This is a genomic window from Eisenbergiella porci, assembly GCF_009696275.1.
Lineage (GTDB): Bacteria > Bacillota > Clostridia > Lachnospirales > Lachnospiraceae > Eisenbergiella > Eisenbergiella porci.
Genome location: NZ_VUMI01000023.1, coordinates 38,091 through 56,263, shown reverse-complemented (window position 1 = coordinate 56,263; position 18,173 = coordinate 38,091). Strand labels below are relative to the sequence as shown.

Here is an 18,173-nt window from a genome sequence, read left to right as displayed (position 1 = left end):
CTCTCCCTCTCAGCCCACTGCCGGAAGCGGACAGTCCTTGTAGTTTTTCGCTGCCTCCATCGCCCTGGCGAACTCATCCCGATACCGAAAGACAATCTCCACCTTTTTGTCCTCATAGATGAGTATCCTGTCCACCAGAGCCAGCAGGAGGCGGCGGTCAAGCTCCTGCACGTTCTCATACTGTGCAAAGACCTGTACCCATGCCCGGTTCTGGCTGCCCATCGCGGCGGCGTCCTCCTGTTCCCGTTTCAGCCGCTTCAAAGCCTCCTGCTTCTCCTCGATCAGCCCCCGGTAGTTCTCCCGGAAGTCGGTGTACTCCGCCTTGTTGATGATGCCCTCCACGAAGTTCTCATAGAGGCCCAGCTCCAGCTTTTTGTACCGCTGTATCTCCTCCTCCAGACGGGTCATCTGCGCCTCATAGCTGAACACCCTGCGGTCCCGCTGGGGGAGGCTGTCGATGAAGCACAGCACCTTATCCAGGTGAAGCACTACCTCAATCTGGTCGTGGATGGCGTGGAACACGATGTCCGCCAGCTTCGCCTCGCTGAAGGAGTGGGGGCTGCACTGGTGGGTGCGCTTGTTGTTGCCGCAGTTGTAGTAGACATACGCCTTGCCCTTTGCCTTATGGGTCTTGCGGATCATGGCCCCCTCGCAGTCCCCGCAGAACAGGTAGCCGGAGAACAGGTCGTGCTTGTCGCTGTCCCCGGCACAGCGCATATCCCGGCGCATCAGCTCCGCCACCGCCTCGAAGTCGGTGCAGGAGATGATCGGCTCATGGGCGTTCTCTATCCGCACCCAGTCCGCCTCATCCTTGGGGCGCGTCACCCGTACCTTGTGGTTCGGCGTCCCCCGCCGCCCCTGGATGAGTACCCCGGTGTAGACGATGTTGGAGAGTATCCGCTTCACGGTCACATACTCCCACTCCGGCCGTTCCTTTGTGCGGAAAGCTGTCTCAAAGCGGACGCCCTGCATCCGTTTGTACTCCATCGGCGTGGGGATGCCGCTGGTGTTGAGCCTCCGGGCAATTTTCAGGATGGGGAAACCGTCCTTATACATCCCGAAGATCATGGACACGACCTCTGCGGCGTCATCGTCCACCAGCAGGCGGTTCTTGTCCTGCGGGGCTTTCCGATACCCGAAGGGGACGAAGCTGCCCACATACTCGCCCTTCTTGCGCTTGACCTCCAGGCTGGTGCGTATCTTGATGGATATGTCCCGGCAGTAGATGTCATTTGCCAGGTTCTTGAAAGGAAGGGTGATGACATCGGTGCTGCTCCCGGGCGCCATGCTGTCGTAGTTGTCGTTGATGGCGATATAGCGGATGCCCATCGCCGGGAATATCTTCTCCAGGTAGTTCCCGGCATCGATATAGTTCCGTGAGAACCTGCTCAGGTCCTTGCTGACGGCGCAGTCGATGCGCCCGGAACGCATATCCTGGATCATCCTCTGAAAGCCGGGACGGTCCGTGTTGCTGCCGGTCTCACCATCGTCGATGTAGGTGTCCACCAGCTCAAGGTCGTCGTGGCCCTCTATGTAAGCCAGACAGATGGCCCGCTGGCTTTGGATGCTGTTGGACTCCAGCCGGTCAGCATCCTCTCTGGATAACCGGGCATAGATGCCGGTCTTATAGATTTTGTTGGACATTTTGAACCTCCTTGTCGTCTGTGTTTCAGAAAACCGAAGGCCCTGTCCCGTATGGGAACGGAATACAAAGCCGCTGGCCTTGTGATGCTGTCCCTTTTTTGACCCAGGCATATTGTAGCGCCGGGCCGCCTGTTTGTTAAGGATGTCAGGCCCCGGCAAGGTAGAGGGAGTTGATACGCTCCTCAATGGTCTCGCCCCTGTCCGCGAAGCTCAGCTTCACCACCACCCCGCCGTCCAGATAGACATAGGGATTGCCGAGCTGCTCGATCCACGCCCGGATGCGCTCCTCGGTGGGAGCCTCCGGGTCGATATGGACCGTACTGCGGTCGCGGAGCGCCGCCTTATCCACCTTGCGGAGGTCGATATTCTTCATCGCCTCTGTCATGGCAACACCTCCAGTTCCCTGAAAGAACTTTTCAGCCTTTCAACATCTTATGGGAGGGACAGGCCCGAAAATGACAACGATCTGCCCCGATATGGAGCAGGCCGCCCTATCTGTCACCACCCAGCTTCTTCACCGGCTCATAGTCCGCGAAACGCTCCACGGTGCGGAATATCCGCTTGTTGTTCACCCACCGCTGGAGATGCCTTGTGACGGGCGGCGCCGTTGGCCGCTCATAGACCATCACATAGGGGTCGTACCCCATGCGGCGCAGGGTGTCCACCCGGTAAAGGTCCTGCTCGTGGGTGCTGTTGTAGTTCGTCAGCACATAGACCCGCTTGCGGCGGAAGTCCCTGATCTTGGACAATTCGGAGAACCGCTGGAAACAGCCGGTCAGGTCAACATTGGGGTTATCCCATGCGAAATGGATGGTTTTCGTGCGGACCCTGTTCAGGAGCGCCGCGTTGTCCGGCGTGATGAGGCGGATGTCCAGCCCCTGGGAGAAGTCCACCAGGGCGCGGCTTTCGGCAAGCTGCCCGATCAGCCGCTCATGGTCGGGGCAGGCCAGCAGGTTGGCGTCCATCAGTTTGATCTCCTTCTGCCCGTCCCAGAACTCGGAGAGGTCGGCCACATGGACGCTCTCTGCGCCCTCCTTCCCGGACACCACGCAGAAGCCGCAGCGGTTCGGGCAGCCCCTTGTCAAAAAACCGTAGGCCGTATCCGGGAACTGCGGATAGAGGCCGTAGTCAGGGCGGGTATGCTCCACGGCGTCCGGCAGGTTCGGCCCCGGACCGTAGCCGGTGCCACCGCAGACCAGCTTGTCGGCGTTGGTGACGGTGATCCTGTCCTTGGAGTAGGTGTCCGTGAACACCCGGCTCTTGTAAACGAGGTCGTACCGTCCCTCCGGCATCCACCACTCCACATCGTCCCCCTGGGCCTTGTGGCAGGCGGACAGCTTCATCAGGCACAGGTTCGGCCACCGATGGCTGTCCACATCAATAAGCCCGATCTTCAAAAGTCCACCTCCTTGTGGAATAGCAGAGAGCGCCCGCCCCGGAGGGCAGACGCTCCCGTCAACTGTCTCAGAACTTCATGGGCAGGGCGGTCTTTGCGCTGGAGCCGTTGTAGATGCGGTACACCTGGTAGAGATACCGCTTGTACCCCGGCAGGCTCGTCATGGCCCGGCCCTCCCGGAAGATCACCACCGGGTCCATCTGGCGCAGTCGCGTCACCAGCCGTTTGCGGCTGTACTCCCCACGGTAGAGGTCCACGAACTCCACCACGCCCTGCACCGTCTCCGCCCGGAGAGAGTCCGGGTCGCCCTTCCAGGCGTCCACGATGGCCTGCATCGCCTCCCGGTACACCCCATCCCCGACCTTCTGGAACAGGCCGAAAGCGGTACTGATGCAGGCCAGCCGCTTCGCGCCCCTGGTCTGTTTATAGTCCACGCAGAGGCCCACGGCCTCCGTTGCTTTCAGGAACGCCATAGCGTCCTCATCCCCGCCGAAAATGAGCGCCCGGAACCTCGCCCCGGCGGTCAGGCTGGCGGAGGCTCCCGTCTGCTGGGCGAACAGCAGCGCCTCATCGCTCTCGGTCAGGCCGTAGAACACCTTGCAGCGGATGGGCAGGTCCTTCCCGCCGTTCAGGAACTTCCGGGCGGCGATGGTATGCTGGCCGTCAAAGACATAGTAGCGCCCGCCCCGGCTGCTGACCTTCGGCTCGTTGGCGATGCGCTCATCGAACTCGGCGGCGATCCTGCGGACCCGGTCCTCGTTCAAGGTGCGCTGGTAAGTAGTGCGGGGGATCACCAGCTCCCGGCTGTCCAGCACGATTTCCCGGCAAAAGAGATTTTTCGTGTTCATTCTGTGTATCCTCCCTCGATCTTTGAGATATACTGTTTCATTGTCTGCATGATACGGATGACCTCCTGCTTATAGCGGCCATCCGATAAGAGCCTTGGGTACTCTTGGAAGAAGTGGTCACATAGCTCGGTGAACGAGACAATCTCCGCTTCGATAGAGCGGAGTATGGAATCCTCTGCGACCAGCTCCTTGGGGTGTTCCATTTCTGCCGATATTTCCCGTATCTGCTTCAGCGTGGATTGCCTGGGGCTTGCCGGTGCGGATTTGTGATAAATGGGCTGGGGCTTCTCGGATGCGGACTTTCCGCTTTCCCTAGGCTTTTTCAGTGCGGCGGCAAGTTTGGGGCGCTCCTCCGGACCAGCCCTGGCAACAGCGGCTACCGCTGTCTCTGTGGGCTTAATCGCGCCTGTGAGTATCTCCTGTTTGATGCCGGGAAGGGCTTCTTCGGCGGCATCCACACCCTGGGCATACCAGCCAGCCCGCATGACATAACTCTCGCTGGTGCTGGTATCATTCGCTATCTGAGCGCGGGTTTTGTGGGAGGAGGGCAACGGTTCATTTTGAACCGTTGCTACCCGTTCACCGCCATGCGCCATCTTCTCCGCTTCATACCTCTGCCCGATCAGGTATTTCTTCTGCTGGGGCGTCAGGTTTCGCCTGCCGAGTTGGTTCTTGCATATCCACGAAAGTGCTTCATAGCGGTTGGCGAAAGACAGCCTGTGGACTGCGTAGGTCAGCTCCGGGTGCTTCTGGATGATCTCATAGCGGTTGTGGCCGTCCAGGATCGTGCCGTCCCAGACGATGAGCGGTGAAAAGACCGCCCCGTCAGACAGGATATTCTCCTCCAAAAGGGAGAACTCGTCCTCCGTCAGCGGCGGTATCTTGTCCCGGAACTCCGGGTCGATGATGAGCCTGTCCATCAGGACACCTCCGTTCCCGTAATGGGCGCGTAGTCCTTATCAAGCCCGACACTCACCAAGAGGGCGGCGTTGACCCGCCTCATCTGCTCTTTGGTGAGTCTGCCCACATAACTCTGCACCCGCCGCTTGTCGATGGTGCGGACGACCTCCGACATAAACAGGGACGGCGCAAGCCCCTGGGCATCATCCAGCACCACATGGGTCGGCTGCTTGGGTTTCTTAAAGGTCCTTCTGGTCACGGCGATCACAATGATGGTCGGAGAGTGGTAATTGCCCGTGTCGTTCTGGATGACCAGCACTGGGCGGATGCCGCCCTGCTCGTGGCCGATTACTGGGTCCAGGTCGGCGTAGTAGACCTCGCCGCGGTGGAAATCGTGAAAATTACGGTCCATATGGATACCTCCTTCTACTGGTATGTAAAGGAGCGACCCAGCGCGGCAAATGCCGTCTCCAGACCGCCCCTCAAATTTCATAAAGCGTGTTTTTGATCCCTATTTGTCCCCGACACCCCGGAATCACGGGAATCATCAGGCTCGTCAGCTTGCGAAGCTGCTCTCATAGGCGTCTAACCTCCCCGCCTTCTTTGTGGCCGGGCCGCGAGTTACGGAAGTATCATGATCGCTGTCCGTTGTCATCGCCAAACCAAGAGCAACTTGGCATTTTCAGTCGGATGGATCGCTCCTCCCGGAACCGGGGATCGTGGCGCTCCGCTGTGCAGGCTATTCCAGACAGTAACGTGGTCTTGTCTCCAAGACTTCCTGATGACTGCATATTCAGTTTTCAAAGTCCACATCAGCGGGTCGCCCCGGCTGATGGTTTAAGTTTAGTGGAAAACGGGCGGTATTCTTATGGCGCAGGAGTACCACTCGCTGATACTCTTTGTATCAGTTAAAGACTATCCCGTAGGCTCTCCAGAGTGTGGATAGCAACTTCAAGCTCTCCCCGCAGTTCTTTTTCCGTGATTTTTCCAAGTACCAGATAATCCAAGCTGGCGTTAAAAAACATCGCAAACTCGGTCAGGACATCCAAAGAGCAACTGCGCTGTCCAGTCTCAATCTTGGCCATATGGACTGTGCTGAGGTTCAGCCTTTCAGCTAACTGTTCCTGTGTAAGTCCTTTATCCTTACGGAGTTTCTGAATCCTTTTCCCGGTATTAAGCGCGTTGTAATGCATAGCATAAATCTCCATTTCATTTGTGAGTTTCAGAACGGATAGCCGTTTCAAATTGTCTGATTTCCAAGATTTGGAGATTATGGAAAGCGGGCATAATACCAGCAGTGCTTGCCCACAAAAACACCTCCATTCGTTTCGGAGAATGGAGGTGTTTTCTGAGAACAGCTAAAAATGGCAGTATACTCCACCCCGCAGTCCTGGAAAATTGGTCTCCATTCCAGATTGCAACTGTCCTGCTCATTGGAAAGCTGTTCGATATTCAATTAGCTGTCATAAGGGATGAGCCACCGTGATCAAATGGTGCGCCAAACAACAGCAGGAATGAGTTAGTATTTATAAGTCAAATTTGTTGCAATAAAATTCTGATATATCTGCGTGGTTCATTCTAATGAACCACCACACTTCAAGAATGGTGCTTTGTAATGTATCATTTAATGGCTATACAATGAATTTCACTCAAAGATGGTATATTGTAAAATACCTTTGAGGTGACATACAATGTATGAATTTTCCCGCCCTCTTGGCGATACCATTAAGAAAGCCCGAAAAAGCAAGGGGCTTTCCCAACGCAAAGTAGCTGATATGGCAGATATTGAAGTCCGAACGGTTATGCATATCGAAAACCATGAAGACAACCCCAAAATGGTGGCGCTCTATGCGTTGATCCGTGCCCTTGAAATTGACCCGCGGGAGACTTTTTACCCAGAGCAAAACTGTGATGCGCCCACTGTGGAGCAACTGGGTTTGCTGATCGCCCAGTGCAGTGAGCAGGAAGCTCAAATCCTTCTTCCCGCAGTCAGAGCCATCTTATCGGCCATTCGGAATCAAAGTGATCTTCTGGTCGGTGCGATTACATAAAATAAAAACGGAGAGACTGCGCCCCTATAAAGAGGAAGCAGGCTCTCCGCTTAAAGCGTCTGGCTCATTTGCTCATAACCATTTTCAATTGTACAATATCAACACGAAATTCTTTTTTGCACTGCGGACAATAAAGAGGAAATCTGATAAGGATCGTATCCTCATTTACCTTGGTTTTTGTTTTAGCCCCGCAGATTGGACAATGCACCCAATGGGAGCTTTGTTGTTCCTGCTCTTTCATGGACAACACCGCCTATTCATAGGAATGCTTTCGATATGTTTTTTTGCTGCCATCCCAATTTTTTAGACATCAGGGCGGTCTCATATCCGCCTGTAGTAAGCAAGAGAAGCCCCTGAATTGCCGTTCTTTTCAAAAGAGAAGTATAATTCCAGCGTATCAGGATCGGTGATGGCAACGAAATACGAGACCCCTTCCTCCTCACATAGTAGCTGAACAGACCAGGCCTCGTTGGGACAGCCGTAGTACAACAGTTCATCCAAGAATTTGACCTCCATATTCCGCTCATGCGCCTCGTTTCCATTTTCATCCATTCTGTCAAAATCCGCAGTGAGATCCGTGGTTGGAATATTGCTGTCGTAGATGCGGGTAAAGCACAGCGTCGAGACAATGCCCTCATCCGCCGCACTGTACCGCCACCCCTCGACTTCTCCCTCGACCATCTGCCAGCTGCCCTCCAGATCGGACATGGCAAATTCCGCGCCCGGAATGGAAGGCTCACTACCCAACTCCAGCCATTCATCGTTGATCTGGTCATAGGTATAGATTGTGTCGCAGCTGACAGCGTAGTAAATTTCCTGCACAAAATGAGTTTCATGGTCAGTACCCAGGGAGATGATCCGGCAGTTCTGCCCGTTGACAGTCTCCTGAAGCCCTGTGTCCAGCATAACCATGCCAAGTTCGAGGTAATACCGGACAATCTCGGTTTCCCGCAGACGCTCAAATGCCTGCTCGGAGGCCGGATACTCCGCGCCCGAACCACTAACGGAAACTGCGGCAGCTTCCTTGTCAGATGGAGGAATCATATCTGGCTTACCATCCGGAACCGCACTGCTTTCGGAACTGTCTCGGTTCATATCACCCGTCTCCGTCTTGGATATTTCCGGCAGCTTCCCGCCGCTTCCGGCTGTTGGAAGCGGCTGTGCGGCATTATTTGCATCTTTGCAGGCAGTCAGACTAAAAATCAGGAGAAGCGCCAGCAGGATGCCTATCCAGCATTGTTTCATATTCTCACCCCCAAGGATCGCATTCCGCGAGGGACCGTATCCCGCTGAGGATGCTGGAATACTCCCAGAGATACCACAGGCTGCCCTTTTGCCGGAGCTTGACCGGCCTGGGAGAATCCGCCCCCGCTGTTTTCAGGAATACCCGGATATACCCGGCTTCTATGTCCTGGGGACGTGGATCCGGAAGCACATTCAGTACATAGGGCTGTGCCGGGGTATAGTTGTTTTTAGGCGCCGCTCCCTCAAAGTAGGCCAGGGGCAGATAAGGCTTATCCCGCAGGCGGTCCCGGAGAAACTGGCTGTCGTAGGGAGTCATGGGTCTGGGACCCCGCAGCATATTCATTGCCTTCACCCCGGCATCCCTGTCCTTTATGTATAGCTGTAATGCACACAGGAACATGGCGCAGGTGTTTTCCGGCTTGGAAAGATCCATCTGCGGACACGTTTGGAATTCCTGCAAAGTAGCGGGGATCATGTTTAATGTGACTGGCATTTTTCTGTCTCCTTTCTTTCAAAAACGGCTAAAAATCTGCGTACTGGTGGTGTGGACTCCGTCTGTATCTTTGAGACGCACTTGAAGCAGCAGGGTATCCGCATCCAATACTGTGACGTAAAATTCTTCTTCTGCGTAATTCTGGTATATCGTCTCAACGCTGAACAGCTGGAGACGCCATGCCTCGTTCCCGCATCCCTCATAAATTGGGGTCTCCTGGTATTCCACCGCCATGGCCTGTGCCTCCCTGAGATAACCGGGATGCCACTCGTCATAATAGTCCACACCGTCCGGCTCAGTCTCGTCCCAAGAACTGTGAAAAGTCAATCTGCGGTCAATCTCCATTTCGCTGGCCGTGAAATTCCAGACCTCCGGATCCCCTTCTGTGACAGTCTCGCCGGAAACCATGCGCCATTGGCCGAACAGGTCCGCCATGCAGTATTCCCCGCCCTTGGCCGGCATGGGCTGCCGCTCCATCCAGAACTGGTCGCCCAAGAAATCCAGCATCAACTGGCCATCCGCCATATGGCCTTGGGCAAAAACCGTGTCTTCGTTTGTCCCGTCAGCTTCCGTACTCAGAAAAAAGCCACCGCTGCCATCCGAATACCAGAAGCAGTCCGGGCCGATTCCGAGCAGAAGGTGGTACACACCGATATAGTCAAAGCTCCGGGGCTTCCATTCCCGATACCGGGCACCGCCGCCCTCCAACAGGTACAGTTCTATAACCCAATCATCCTCCGGCAAAGTCCCTTCCATCGTCTGGCCTTCCTTTGCCATTATGTACCGTACAGCCTGCCAGCAGGTATTCGTCCACGGATCTTCAGTATCTTCCGGTTCCGAAGTGTTTTCGGGCAAGGCATCCGAATATGTGCTGCTCTCTTTATTGATAGGCGGCAGCGCACTGGATGGGCCGTTCTCACCCATTTTTCTCCCGTTTCTCCCACACGATGCCAGTACCAGCGGCAACAGCAGACAAAGCAACGCTGCCGCAAATCTACTGCTTCTCATATCTATCCTCCACGTCTTTTCATCCACTCGTTATACATTTAAGTTGCAAATGTTTTCGTTCGTGCGTATAACATCGGGCGGTTACATCTCAAGGAAGAACAGCTGTCCGAAAACATCATCTATGACATCCTCCATATCTGCGTAGACCTCGTGCCACACGTCAAAGGCATAGAGATAGGTATAGCCATCCGCCTCCGTCATAAAGATTTTCCAGTGAAATGTGTGATCATTTTCACTTGTCGTATACGTCAAAATATAGACGGGGTGTCCCAATGCCTCACTGTAGCCGCTGTTCTTTTCGACAGAGAGATCTTCTGCCTCATACATCGTCAGATGCTCGATACTTTTTACTGCGTATTCTTCCATGGACACTCCATTCCTGCGGCCGCCTGGATAAGCGCAGTTTATGATCAATATGGAACCGTCCTGTGTCATATCCTCATAGTAATAGCCCCCATCAGGATAGTTTTCCGTTTGAAGGACAGTCATGTGGGTAAATGCGGGTCCTCCTGTGGTAAGCACATGAGGGTTGACGTTTGCTCCCTGTTCCATACCTCCATTGTTTCCGCCCTGGTCTTCGCCCTCAAATACAATGGCCCATCCTCCACATCCATCAATAAAAGGATCCCCTTGAACATGGGTCAATCTGAGTGAGGATGTGCCTGGCCCGTCCCCCCGCTCACAGATCCAAACGCCGCATATCTCATCATGGAGTTCTCCCGGACCATATTGTCCCCACAGATCGTTATCCTCAATGCCCTCTACAAGGCACAGCTCGAAAACCACGCACTCCGGCCCGAACTGGACCATCGCCTCATCCGGCCTGCTCCAGGTGCCTTCGTACAGAGCAATCGGTTCGCTGTTACCGCGGCCATAGCTGTAGGTAAGATTTCCCCCGCGCCCGATATTCAGGTTCAGGGAGATACCGCCTCCTAATTCCGCCGGAATCACGGCGGACCATATACCAATAAGGTCAGGATTATGATACATGGTAAAATCAAAAATTTCAGACGGGCCTGACAGCGAACCATCGTAGAGCCACAGAGAGGGCTGGTAACTCAGGCTTCTCCCTGTACTGTCCACAATCTCCACATCCAGGCTGGGCATAATATCGCTGAGGTTGCCCAAAAGGAGGATAGGATCCCCGCAGTCGCTGCGGTAGAGTACCTGGTCGCTTTCGCCAAGAAAATCGTTGTCCTCGTTGATGTCCCATGTATTGACCGCTGTGGAAGCTTTTGGGTCTGTAGGAACGATACAGTAGACCTCATATCCACCCTCCGGGTGGGCAATCCACCGTTCAGGCGGTATCTCCTTGATGAATGGATACGCATCCAGATATTGCTCCGCCTCCTCTGATGCCAGAAAGGCCGCAATATCTTCCCCAGGCTCTAGGGCGGCGCCCAAAAAAGCTACGGAACAGATACAGCCGTCCGCCTGCGCCCCTTCACGCAGGTCATCCAATACTTTCCCTCCTTCGACAGAAAGCCAGGCGGCTGCCCCTTCACTGGCGGCGGAACCGGATGCTCCGCCATCCTCTGTGGGGGTATTGATAGCTCCTTTACCGGGTATTTTCTTGTCCTGATCCAGGGGGCCGTTCCCTGGCGGAACCTGCTCCCTGCCGCAGGCGGTAAGGGACAGAATCAAAACGAATAAAAGTGCAAATATGCGTCTATATTTCATGCCATTGTTCCTTTCCGGTTTATTTATCCATAGGAGCGTATCAGCTCCATGGAACTCATGTCATTATCAAAGAAAGGCGGACGCATTCCGTTGTCCCTGTCCTGCTGGATATGCAGGTAGTCCCCGGACGGGTCAATCAGGACAGGAAAGACGCCGCTGGCATCGCTGGGAAGATTTCCTGCTCCCGTGGAGACAATTAGCTGTAGACAGTCATCCACCATCCGCCAGACGCCGGAATAGAGCAGTTGATATTCCTGCCCATCCTCGAACTGGCAATACAGTTCGGCAATGCCCGCGCAGTTCGGATCACCGCCTCCACCAAGCAGGTTCAGAGACCATCCATCGCACACCCAGCAGGTATCCGCCAGTCCTTCCTCCGTGGGCGGCACCCACCAGTCATCCCCTGTCGGTTCCCAGCTGTCCGGATCGCCCCAATAATCCAGACCCGTGATATCGCCAAAGAGGGTGAAGTCCATGACCAGGGGGGCATAGTCCTCGCCTGTGGGAACGATCATATCACCCCCAACCTCTACGTCCCATACCGGATACCATGTTACCAGACCTCCTGCGCCACCGCTGTCACTGGCAATGATCTCTATATCCGGCTCATCGCGAAATTCCTCATAACCTACAAATACCAGCACCGGCTGGGCATACTCTTCCCGGTAGAGGACTTCATCCGGCTCGGGCCAGACTCCGTTGCCTGTGGATTTCCATGTGACATGATTCACTGAAAGGGTGGTCCTGTCATCTCTTGGCACGATGCAGTAAAGGTCCCCATAGCCGGGACCCAGAATACGCACGGGCGGGATCGTCCGGATAAAAGGCATCTCATCCATCAATCCGGGCGAGTTGTCCCACAGCCATTCTGTCAGAGAAGTGGTGTCATCCGCCCCCCTACAGCCAAGGTATGCTGCAGCTATGGCTGCCTGCGGTGCGTATTCCGCCATAAATTCCCGCAGCCAGGCCAGTGCCTCTTGCTCCGTTCCCTCGTCTGGTGCAGCAGACATATCCTTATCCGGCTGTCTGCCGTCAGCCAGCACTCCTTTGCCGGTACTTCCATCGGCTGGTATGGACGCTGCATCGCCGCTGCCGGTGCCGTCCTGCGACTTACTGCCGCAGGCGGCGAGGCCAAACAGGAGCAGAAACGCCAGAAGGGCGGACGCGGTCCGCATTATCATTCTCCTCATGAATTTGTTCCTCCTTAGAATTTCCCGCTACGGCCCGAACCGCCGCCACCGCTGCAGCTGCTACTGCTGCTACTGCTGCTACTGCTGCTCGAACTCTTCTGTTCGATCTTGGTACGGGTTTTGGTGGTGTGCGTGTAGCGGTCATAACTGTCTGCTAGGCGCAGCCCGCCAGGAACAATGTATTCGTTGGCCTGCGCGTTCTGCCGGACATTGTTCATCTTCCGTTTCAGCACCATGCAGACCGCCAGCGCCGCCAGACAGGACAAAAACGTCATCAATCCAATTCCCCACAAGGGGTTGGCCCGCACCGGATGCCCCGCATCCGCTTTGGCAAGATACTCATCGCAGGAGTCCAGGTAATGGGAAATGCCGCCATACCAGTCATCATTGCCAAAGTCGCCTAAAAAGCTCTCTTCCAGCTGTTCCTGTCCGTATTCGTTAAAGGCGTATCCGGCACTTTTACCGTAGACAAACATGGCGTAATCACGTTCCGCCATGCTCAGAAGGATCATGATGCCATCCCGCCCATCGCCCATTCCGAAGCCGTTTTGTTCGGAGTGATAGATCTGTGTGGTCACATCATAGACATCCCCGGAGCCAAAATCCTCATAGTCGTCCACAAGAACCACATAGACGCCACAGCCGTGCCGCCGGGAAATGTCCCCGGCCCACTGCTCCAGTTCCTCCCACTGGTCAAAAGGGAGCAGGTCGCTGATGTCAAAAATATAGTACATCGAGGTGCTGTCCGGTTCCTCCGCATCCTGACCGGACGGCCCTCCAGTCATTTCATAGCCGCTGTCTCCCGGTGCGAAAAAGTCCGCCACGAATTCCGCCATAGCGCCCACCGCCTGGGAAAGCGCCACGGCGCTCATATCCATATTGCCGGACCATGCCCCAGACTCCATGCCGGATTCCACTGACAAATAAGGCTCCACTGCCTTGGTAAGATCGTAAAGCCAATCCCCATAAAGCAGATTTTCATCCGTACCGCCCAGATAGACACACCAGTCATCCGCGGCCATTGTATAGGCGTCTTCGCAGGGCGTAAGCAGCAGGGTCAGCGTAATACCGGAGTGGTATTTTCCATAGCCATATTCATACTCTTCGTAAATACCTTCCGCTGCGTCAAGCACGGTATCATAATCACTTTCCGTCAGAATATCTACCCGCAGGTCAACACCATACCGCTCTGTGAGCGCGGGAAGCGTGACCTCTCCTGCATACCGCAGCGGTTCCGACCCTAACTGCCCTGTCTCATCGTAGATCACGCCGTAATCTTCCGCTGCCGCAGCCGGGATACAGAAGGTCAGTGCCAGTAGCACCGACAGCACAAAACTCGCAAATTTCTTCATATCCGATCCCCCTTATCTACAAAAGCGTGAACAAGACTGAGCTCAGCACCGACAGCGGCACAGCGATGGCGGCGAACAGCGCCCAGAATCTGCCGCGGCTCACGGGCAGCTCACCCACCAGCCTGCCAGTCTGGCCGTTCATGGCAAACAGAAAATCTTTTCCGTTCCACTTGGTATTAAGCATCCAGACCGGCATGAGCGCATAGTGGACTTTGCCGCGCTTGAGGGAAGTACTGCCCCCCTTGGACGTGCAGGTATTGTAGCCCTTCACGGTATCCCGCAGTGCGGCGGCCAGCGTGTTCTCGCAGCGTTTGTCAGCCCGCTCCCGGCTCTGTTCTACCGTCACATCAAACTTGTCAGCGAGAAAACCGGGCAGATATGCCGTGGAAAAGGGTTTCAGTTCTGTATAGTCATAGGGTTCAATGGAATCCATGTAGTCGTCCGGCATCTTGCTGGACGCATCCACCGGAACCTTTTCAAACGCGACGGAACCGGAACGGAAAACGTCATAATGTTCTGTCTCGGTGACCTCATAATCGCCGGAGCGGTAGGTACGGGAACGTGTGGCTGCATACCGGGCATCGCCCTCCGCCTCGCCGTCAAACATCCAGAAAGGGACGTAAACCCCCTTGATCTCCTGGATGTGGTTCCCGGCGGTAAAGGATTTTGGCAGAAAAACCTTGCCCTTATAGTGCTTTTTAAGGGCCGCGACCGCATCCTCCTTGCTCAGCTTGAATGGAAGCACAAAATCGGGCCGCAGTGTACCGCCGAACTGCCCTGGCACTACGGTGGGGTTCCCGCAATAAGGACAGGATGTGGCGGCGGTACTTTCATCACAGATCAGCTCCGCTCCGCAGGAAGGGCAGTTATAGGCTTTCATCCCTGCGGCATCCGCGCCCCAGTCACCGCTCAGGCCGGAGGTGTCCCAGCCGTCATCTTCCGCGCCTTTGGTCTGAGCGTCCTCGTGGGCTTTCACGGCCTGTTCTTCTTTCTGCTGGTACAGCGCCTCTATCTCGGAGATCTCGTAGGCGCTCCCGCAGTAATCGCACTCCAGTTTCCCGGAGTCCCCGGCAAAGTGCAGCGGGCCTGTGCAGGCCGGACACTGGTAATTTGTTACTTGTGAAGGCATCTTTTATCTCTCCTCCTACTGGTTTATCTTCTTCAGATCAGCTTGGATCCGCAGTATTGGCAGGACGAAGCCCATCCGGGCCGTATGACGTTCTCTCCGCCGCAATGGGGGCAGGTAACCGTTTCGTACTGCTCTTTCTGGGCAACTTTGTTAAAGGCTGTCAGCATGATACGCTTGTTAGGCGTATCAAGACTGATGTTTTCTAAGTATCCTTTTTGGATCATATGGCGTACCTTACGTTCCACGTTCTTTCCGCCAATGGCTCTGGAAAGCTGGTCAAAGGAAATCTCTGGCTCAGGGCTGGCGAAGAAGCATTCCGCAAGCCGATGGGCAAGCCGGCTGGCGCTCTGGCGGCGGACCGGGCCAAGCGTACCCTTCCAGATACATAGGACACCCATTGAAAGCATGAACAGCTCCGCAAGCACACTGCCCAGGTCAAACTCCAGATCCACCTCGAAAACCGATGCCGCAATAATCACGCCCAAAAGTGCGAATGCCGCCATACGGATAAGTTCCCCCGTCCTGTAGCCCAGCCGAACTTTTTCAGTCAGGTAAAGCTCCATATCAAACCTCCTCAATCAAACTGTTCACGACAGGACCCGTAAAAACGAGTCCCGGATGGTGTCTTTTGGATACCGCCCCAGCAGACACTCCTTTTCTTTCCGGATCATCCCGCCAGCCATCTCCGCATGGCCGCCGCCATCTCCATAACCGTGGAGCGCATCACGGACTAAATGCCCCGCATGGACAGCCGGATCCTCCGAGCGGACAGAAAACTTGATCCCATCCTCCCGTTTGGAGAATACCACGGCGACCTCCACCTCCTGCAGCGCCAGGATGAAATCGGAGAGGATCGCAATCAAAGCGTCCGGGCAGGGAAAGGGGACATTGGATATGCCTACCTTGTCGTAGACCTCAATGCTCTCGATGGCCGCGCCATATGCTTTCAGATCGTTGAACTCCATATTGTTGCGCTCCAGCCGCGCCAGCATTTCCTGGTCACACAGAGGGAACAGGAATGCGAACATTTCAATATCCAGTTCCGTCACGCCCCGCGTAAACTGCAGCGTGTCCATTTTCAGGCCATAGAGCAGGGCAGTCGCCGTGTGCCTGTCCGGCAGGCACGGAAGCTGTTTATAATACTGGGCGATGATCGTGGCGCAGGCCCCAGTGGGGCGGATGTCCTGGTAGCGGTATTCAATTGGCACAAAAATGGGGTGGTGGTCGATGCAGGCCACCTCATCCCCAACAAAATCCGTGATATTCCCACTGTGCTTCTGCGCGTCCACACAGATCACATAGTCTTCCTCGGCCATGTCCGGACGCAGCTGCTCATAGGGGAACATCTGGATCTGGAACGCCTCCAGCATCTTGGACGCGCTCAACTTGTCGATCCTTCCATCGTAGCAGAGGGTAGAGGGGATTTCATGCTGGGCCAGAAGGCGCTGTAAGCCGAAGGCGGAGGCAATGGCGTCCGGGTCTGGGAAATTATGGGTCTGTATGTAGATATGCTTGCCGTGGCATAACGCCGCAAGCTGGTTAAAGTCGTTCATTTTCGTATTCACTCCTATCTATTCAACGGTTGCCGCCGGCCTGTCAGCCCTGACCGTTTTTCCTTTCGTGCGGCAGTGTCAGCTTATCTTTGATAGATTCTCACTCCCGCAAGACGATAGAACGCATCAATCAGTTCATTACCCGCATTGATCGGGGCATATATAGAGTTGCCGTCCGCGAACTCAAATGACGTCTGGTATGTGGTTTCATCAAGGGCGAATATGTCATTGTCCGGCGGCTCTTCATACTCTTTCACTCTTGTAACGAGCTGCTGCTCCTTTACGATGCGGAGTATCTCCTCCGCATCGCTCTCTCCAATCCGCTGGTTTTCCACTTCCGTGTGAGCGCCACTGCGGTTGAGTGCAGCATCAAATGAAAAGAACCAATCATCTCCTTCTTTTTCGATGGTAAACGAATAGGAAGAGGAATGATCCATACAGCTGCTGTGGACGGAAACAGCCCTGATCTCAATTTTCTCAGCTGCCTCATAGTGCCTGTCGGCAAGCGCATAGAGATAATCGAGCGTCTTATCACCGAACGCGGTTTCTTTGTCTATACTGCTTCCATCAGTGAATGTCATTCCAGAGATGCGCATCGGCGCATCGGATATGTGAAAAAAGTGTATCGGCTCACGGTATTTTCTGAGCCGTTTTATCTCGCCTTCCTCAAGAATGATCTCAAGGAATCCTTCTGCATCTTCAGGCGGGATCTGGACGGAACTGAACGATGCGTAATGCTCCTTCCGGCTTCCCACATAGCAGCTTGCAGAAAAGAGCCAGTTCTCGTCTTCCTTTCGCAGTGCAAAAGAATACACTGGGTATCTTTCCATGCCAGAATAAGAGGTATAGAACGAAACAACCTCATCGGCAGTATATTTTTTGCTTCCGCTACATCCGAAAAGTCCGGAGAACATCGAGAGGGCTGACACGATAATCATCACTTTACATACATTTTTCTTTTTCATAGTTCACCCCTGAGAGATTGAAACGGTCTGCCGCACTCGGTGCAGAACTTTCCCCTGTTCTCCGCTCCGCAGGAGCAGGTCCAGCTTTCACGAGCGGATTTCGGAGCGGGAACAGGCTGCTGTCCCACCTCCAATTCCTCCTCGCTATAATACCGCTCTACATCGCCCAGTTCCATCCAGCCATAGTCATACCAAAATGTATCCGCCAGCCACGCAAACTGGGAGGAATCCAGATAGCGCAAACAGTAAATCGTATCGTCGCCTCTTCTGTCACCGATCGTCAGGCCGCTGACCTTCTCCGCAAAATCCGCCTTTATGGTCAGAACGCCGTCTTCGAACATATGCTCAAATTCGCCACTCAGCTTCGTGAAATCCGCATCGTAGCACTCGATCTGACACCCGTCCAGATTCATGCCGCGGTAATAGAGTTTCATTTCGCCCGAGGTGTATACAGTTTTCAGGATATGAAAATTATCAAACAGGACTGCGGTTTCCGGATATTGATACACGACCTGATTGCTGTTCTGTCCGCAGGCAGCAAGCCCCAGCATACCCATCAGAATACTTATCGCGGCAAAACCCGGGGTTAATTTCACGGTAGTACCTCCTCATCTAAAATAGCCATACGGCTCCCGCCCCAATTGGGACGGGAGCCGATCCCATACGATTGTTACCCGCTTTTTCCTGCCGCTTTTTGGAGTGACGCAGGACACATACCG

General features: G+C 54.7%; 20 protein-coding genes. 1 reads left to right on the top strand and 19 read right to left on the bottom strand.

The genetic code is table 11. The features are described from left to right. Positions 1-9: 9 nt before the first annotated feature. The 7 genes from FYJ45_RS14830 to FYJ45_RS14800 all read right to left on the bottom strand — a co-directional run bounded on the left by FYJ45_RS14830 (position 10) and on the right by FYJ45_RS14800 (position 5,981). Complete coding sequence (locus FYJ45_RS14830; RefSeq protein WP_235930819.1) at positions 10-1,755, bottom strand: recombinase family protein; 1,746 nt, start codon at positions 1,753-1,755, stop codon at positions 10-12. Positions 1,756-1,789: 34 nt separating this feature from the next. After that, positions 1,790-2,029, bottom strand: a complete 240-nt coding sequence (locus FYJ45_RS14825; RefSeq protein ID WP_074661684.1) for a DUF6870 family protein — start codon at positions 2,027-2,029, stop codon at positions 1,790-1,792. A gap of 106 nt (positions 2,030-2,135) precedes the next feature. Further along, entirely contained in the window at positions 2,136-3,041 is a 906-nt protein-coding gene (locus FYJ45_RS14820) for a radical SAM protein (protein WP_074661682.1), read from the bottom strand. A 67-nt stretch (positions 3,042-3,108) separates the two neighbouring features. After that, positions 3,109-3,888, bottom strand: a complete 780-nt coding sequence (locus tag FYJ45_RS14815) for a DUF6551 family protein (protein WP_074661679.1) — start codon at positions 3,886-3,888, stop codon at positions 3,109-3,111. Beyond that, positions 3,885-4,808, bottom strand: coding sequence for a ParB N-terminal domain-containing protein (locus FYJ45_RS14810; RefSeq protein WP_074661677.1), 924 nt, complete (start codon positions 4,806-4,808; stop codon positions 3,885-3,887). Before FYJ45_RS14810 ends, FYJ45_RS14815 begins: the two co-directional genes overlap by 4 nt. After that, positions 4,808-5,200 carry a type II toxin-antitoxin system PemK/MazF family toxin gene (locus tag FYJ45_RS14805; RefSeq protein ID WP_074661674.1) on the bottom strand — a complete coding sequence of 131 codons (393 nt, stop codon included), beginning with the start codon at positions 5,198-5,200 and terminating at the stop codon, positions 4,808-4,810. Before FYJ45_RS14805 ends, FYJ45_RS14810 begins: the two co-directional genes overlap by 1 nt. 496 nt (positions 5,201-5,696) lie before the next feature. Next, positions 5,697-5,981 (bottom strand): helix-turn-helix domain-containing protein, encoded by a 285-nt coding sequence (locus FYJ45_RS14800; protein WP_074661671.1) that lies wholly within the window; start codon positions 5,979-5,981, stop codon positions 5,697-5,699. Positions 5,982-6,479: 498 nt separating this feature from the next. Between FYJ45_RS14800 and FYJ45_RS14795 the strand changes: the two genes are divergently transcribed. Then, on the top strand, positions 6,480-6,839 hold the full coding sequence (locus FYJ45_RS14795; RefSeq protein WP_154465352.1) for a helix-turn-helix domain-containing protein: 360 nt from the start codon (positions 6,480-6,482) through the stop codon (positions 6,837-6,839). Positions 6,840-6,903: 64 nt separating this feature from the next. Here the strand turns inward: FYJ45_RS14795 and FYJ45_RS14790 are convergent, their stop codons facing one another. The 12 genes from FYJ45_RS14790 to FYJ45_RS14735 all read right to left on the bottom strand — a co-directional run bounded on the left by FYJ45_RS14790 (position 6,904) and on the right by FYJ45_RS14735 (position 18,050). After that, positions 6,904-7,080, bottom strand: a complete 177-nt coding sequence (locus tag FYJ45_RS14790) for a cysteine-rich KTR domain-containing protein (protein WP_154465351.1) — start codon at positions 7,078-7,080, stop codon at positions 6,904-6,906. Positions 7,081-7,160: 80 nt separating this feature from the next. After that, positions 7,161-8,084: a hypothetical protein gene (locus FYJ45_RS14785; protein ID WP_074661661.1), complete on the bottom strand. Its 924-nt coding sequence runs from the start codon at positions 8,082-8,084 to the stop codon at positions 7,161-7,163. A gap of 4 nt (positions 8,085-8,088) precedes the next feature. Beyond that, a complete protein-coding gene (locus FYJ45_RS14780) occupies positions 8,089-8,577 on the bottom strand; it encodes a DUF6935 domain-containing protein (protein WP_074661658.1) in 489 nt (162 codons plus the stop codon). A gap of 18 nt (positions 8,578-8,595) precedes the next feature. Next, positions 8,596-9,585 (bottom strand): hypothetical protein, encoded by a 990-nt coding sequence (locus tag FYJ45_RS14775; protein ID WP_154465350.1) that lies wholly within the window; start codon positions 9,583-9,585, stop codon positions 8,596-8,598. 81 nt (positions 9,586-9,666) lie between these two features. Further along, a complete protein-coding gene (locus tag FYJ45_RS14770) occupies positions 9,667-11,265 on the bottom strand; it encodes a hypothetical protein (protein ID WP_074661653.1) in 1,599 nt (532 codons plus the stop codon). A 23-nt stretch (positions 11,266-11,288) separates the two neighbouring features. Beyond that, on the bottom strand, positions 11,289-12,455 hold the full coding sequence (locus FYJ45_RS14765) for a hypothetical protein (RefSeq protein ID WP_074661651.1): 1,167 nt from the start codon (positions 12,453-12,455) through the stop codon (positions 11,289-11,291). Between the two features lie 14 nt (positions 12,456-12,469). Continuing rightward, positions 12,470-13,807, bottom strand: coding sequence for a TPM domain-containing protein (locus tag FYJ45_RS14760; RefSeq protein ID WP_074661648.1), 1,338 nt, complete (start codon positions 13,805-13,807; stop codon positions 12,470-12,472). Positions 13,808-13,823: 16 nt separating this feature from the next. Continuing rightward, the gene (locus FYJ45_RS14755; protein ID WP_074661645.1) at positions 13,824-14,936 is read right to left on the bottom strand and encodes a Trm112 family protein; all 1,113 of its coding nucleotides are present in this window, start codon (positions 14,934-14,936) and stop codon (positions 13,824-13,826) included. Between the two features lie 32 nt (positions 14,937-14,968). After that, positions 14,969-15,499 carry a hypothetical protein gene (locus FYJ45_RS14750; RefSeq protein ID WP_074661642.1) on the bottom strand — a complete coding sequence of 177 codons (531 nt, stop codon included), beginning with the start codon at positions 15,497-15,499 and terminating at the stop codon, positions 14,969-14,971. Positions 15,500-15,523: 24 nt separating this feature from the next. Then, complete coding sequence (locus FYJ45_RS14745; RefSeq protein WP_074661639.1) at positions 15,524-16,489, bottom strand: DHH family phosphoesterase; 966 nt, start codon at positions 16,487-16,489, stop codon at positions 15,524-15,526. A gap of 83 nt (positions 16,490-16,572) precedes the next feature. Further along, positions 16,573-17,454: a hypothetical protein gene (locus tag FYJ45_RS14740; protein WP_074661635.1), complete on the bottom strand. Its 882-nt coding sequence runs from the start codon at positions 17,452-17,454 to the stop codon at positions 16,573-16,575. Further along, entirely contained in the window at positions 17,451-18,050 is a 600-nt protein-coding gene (locus FYJ45_RS14735) for a hypothetical protein (protein ID WP_074661632.1), read from the bottom strand. Before FYJ45_RS14735 ends, FYJ45_RS14740 begins: the two co-directional genes overlap by 4 nt. Positions 18,051-18,173 lie beyond the last annotated feature (123 nt).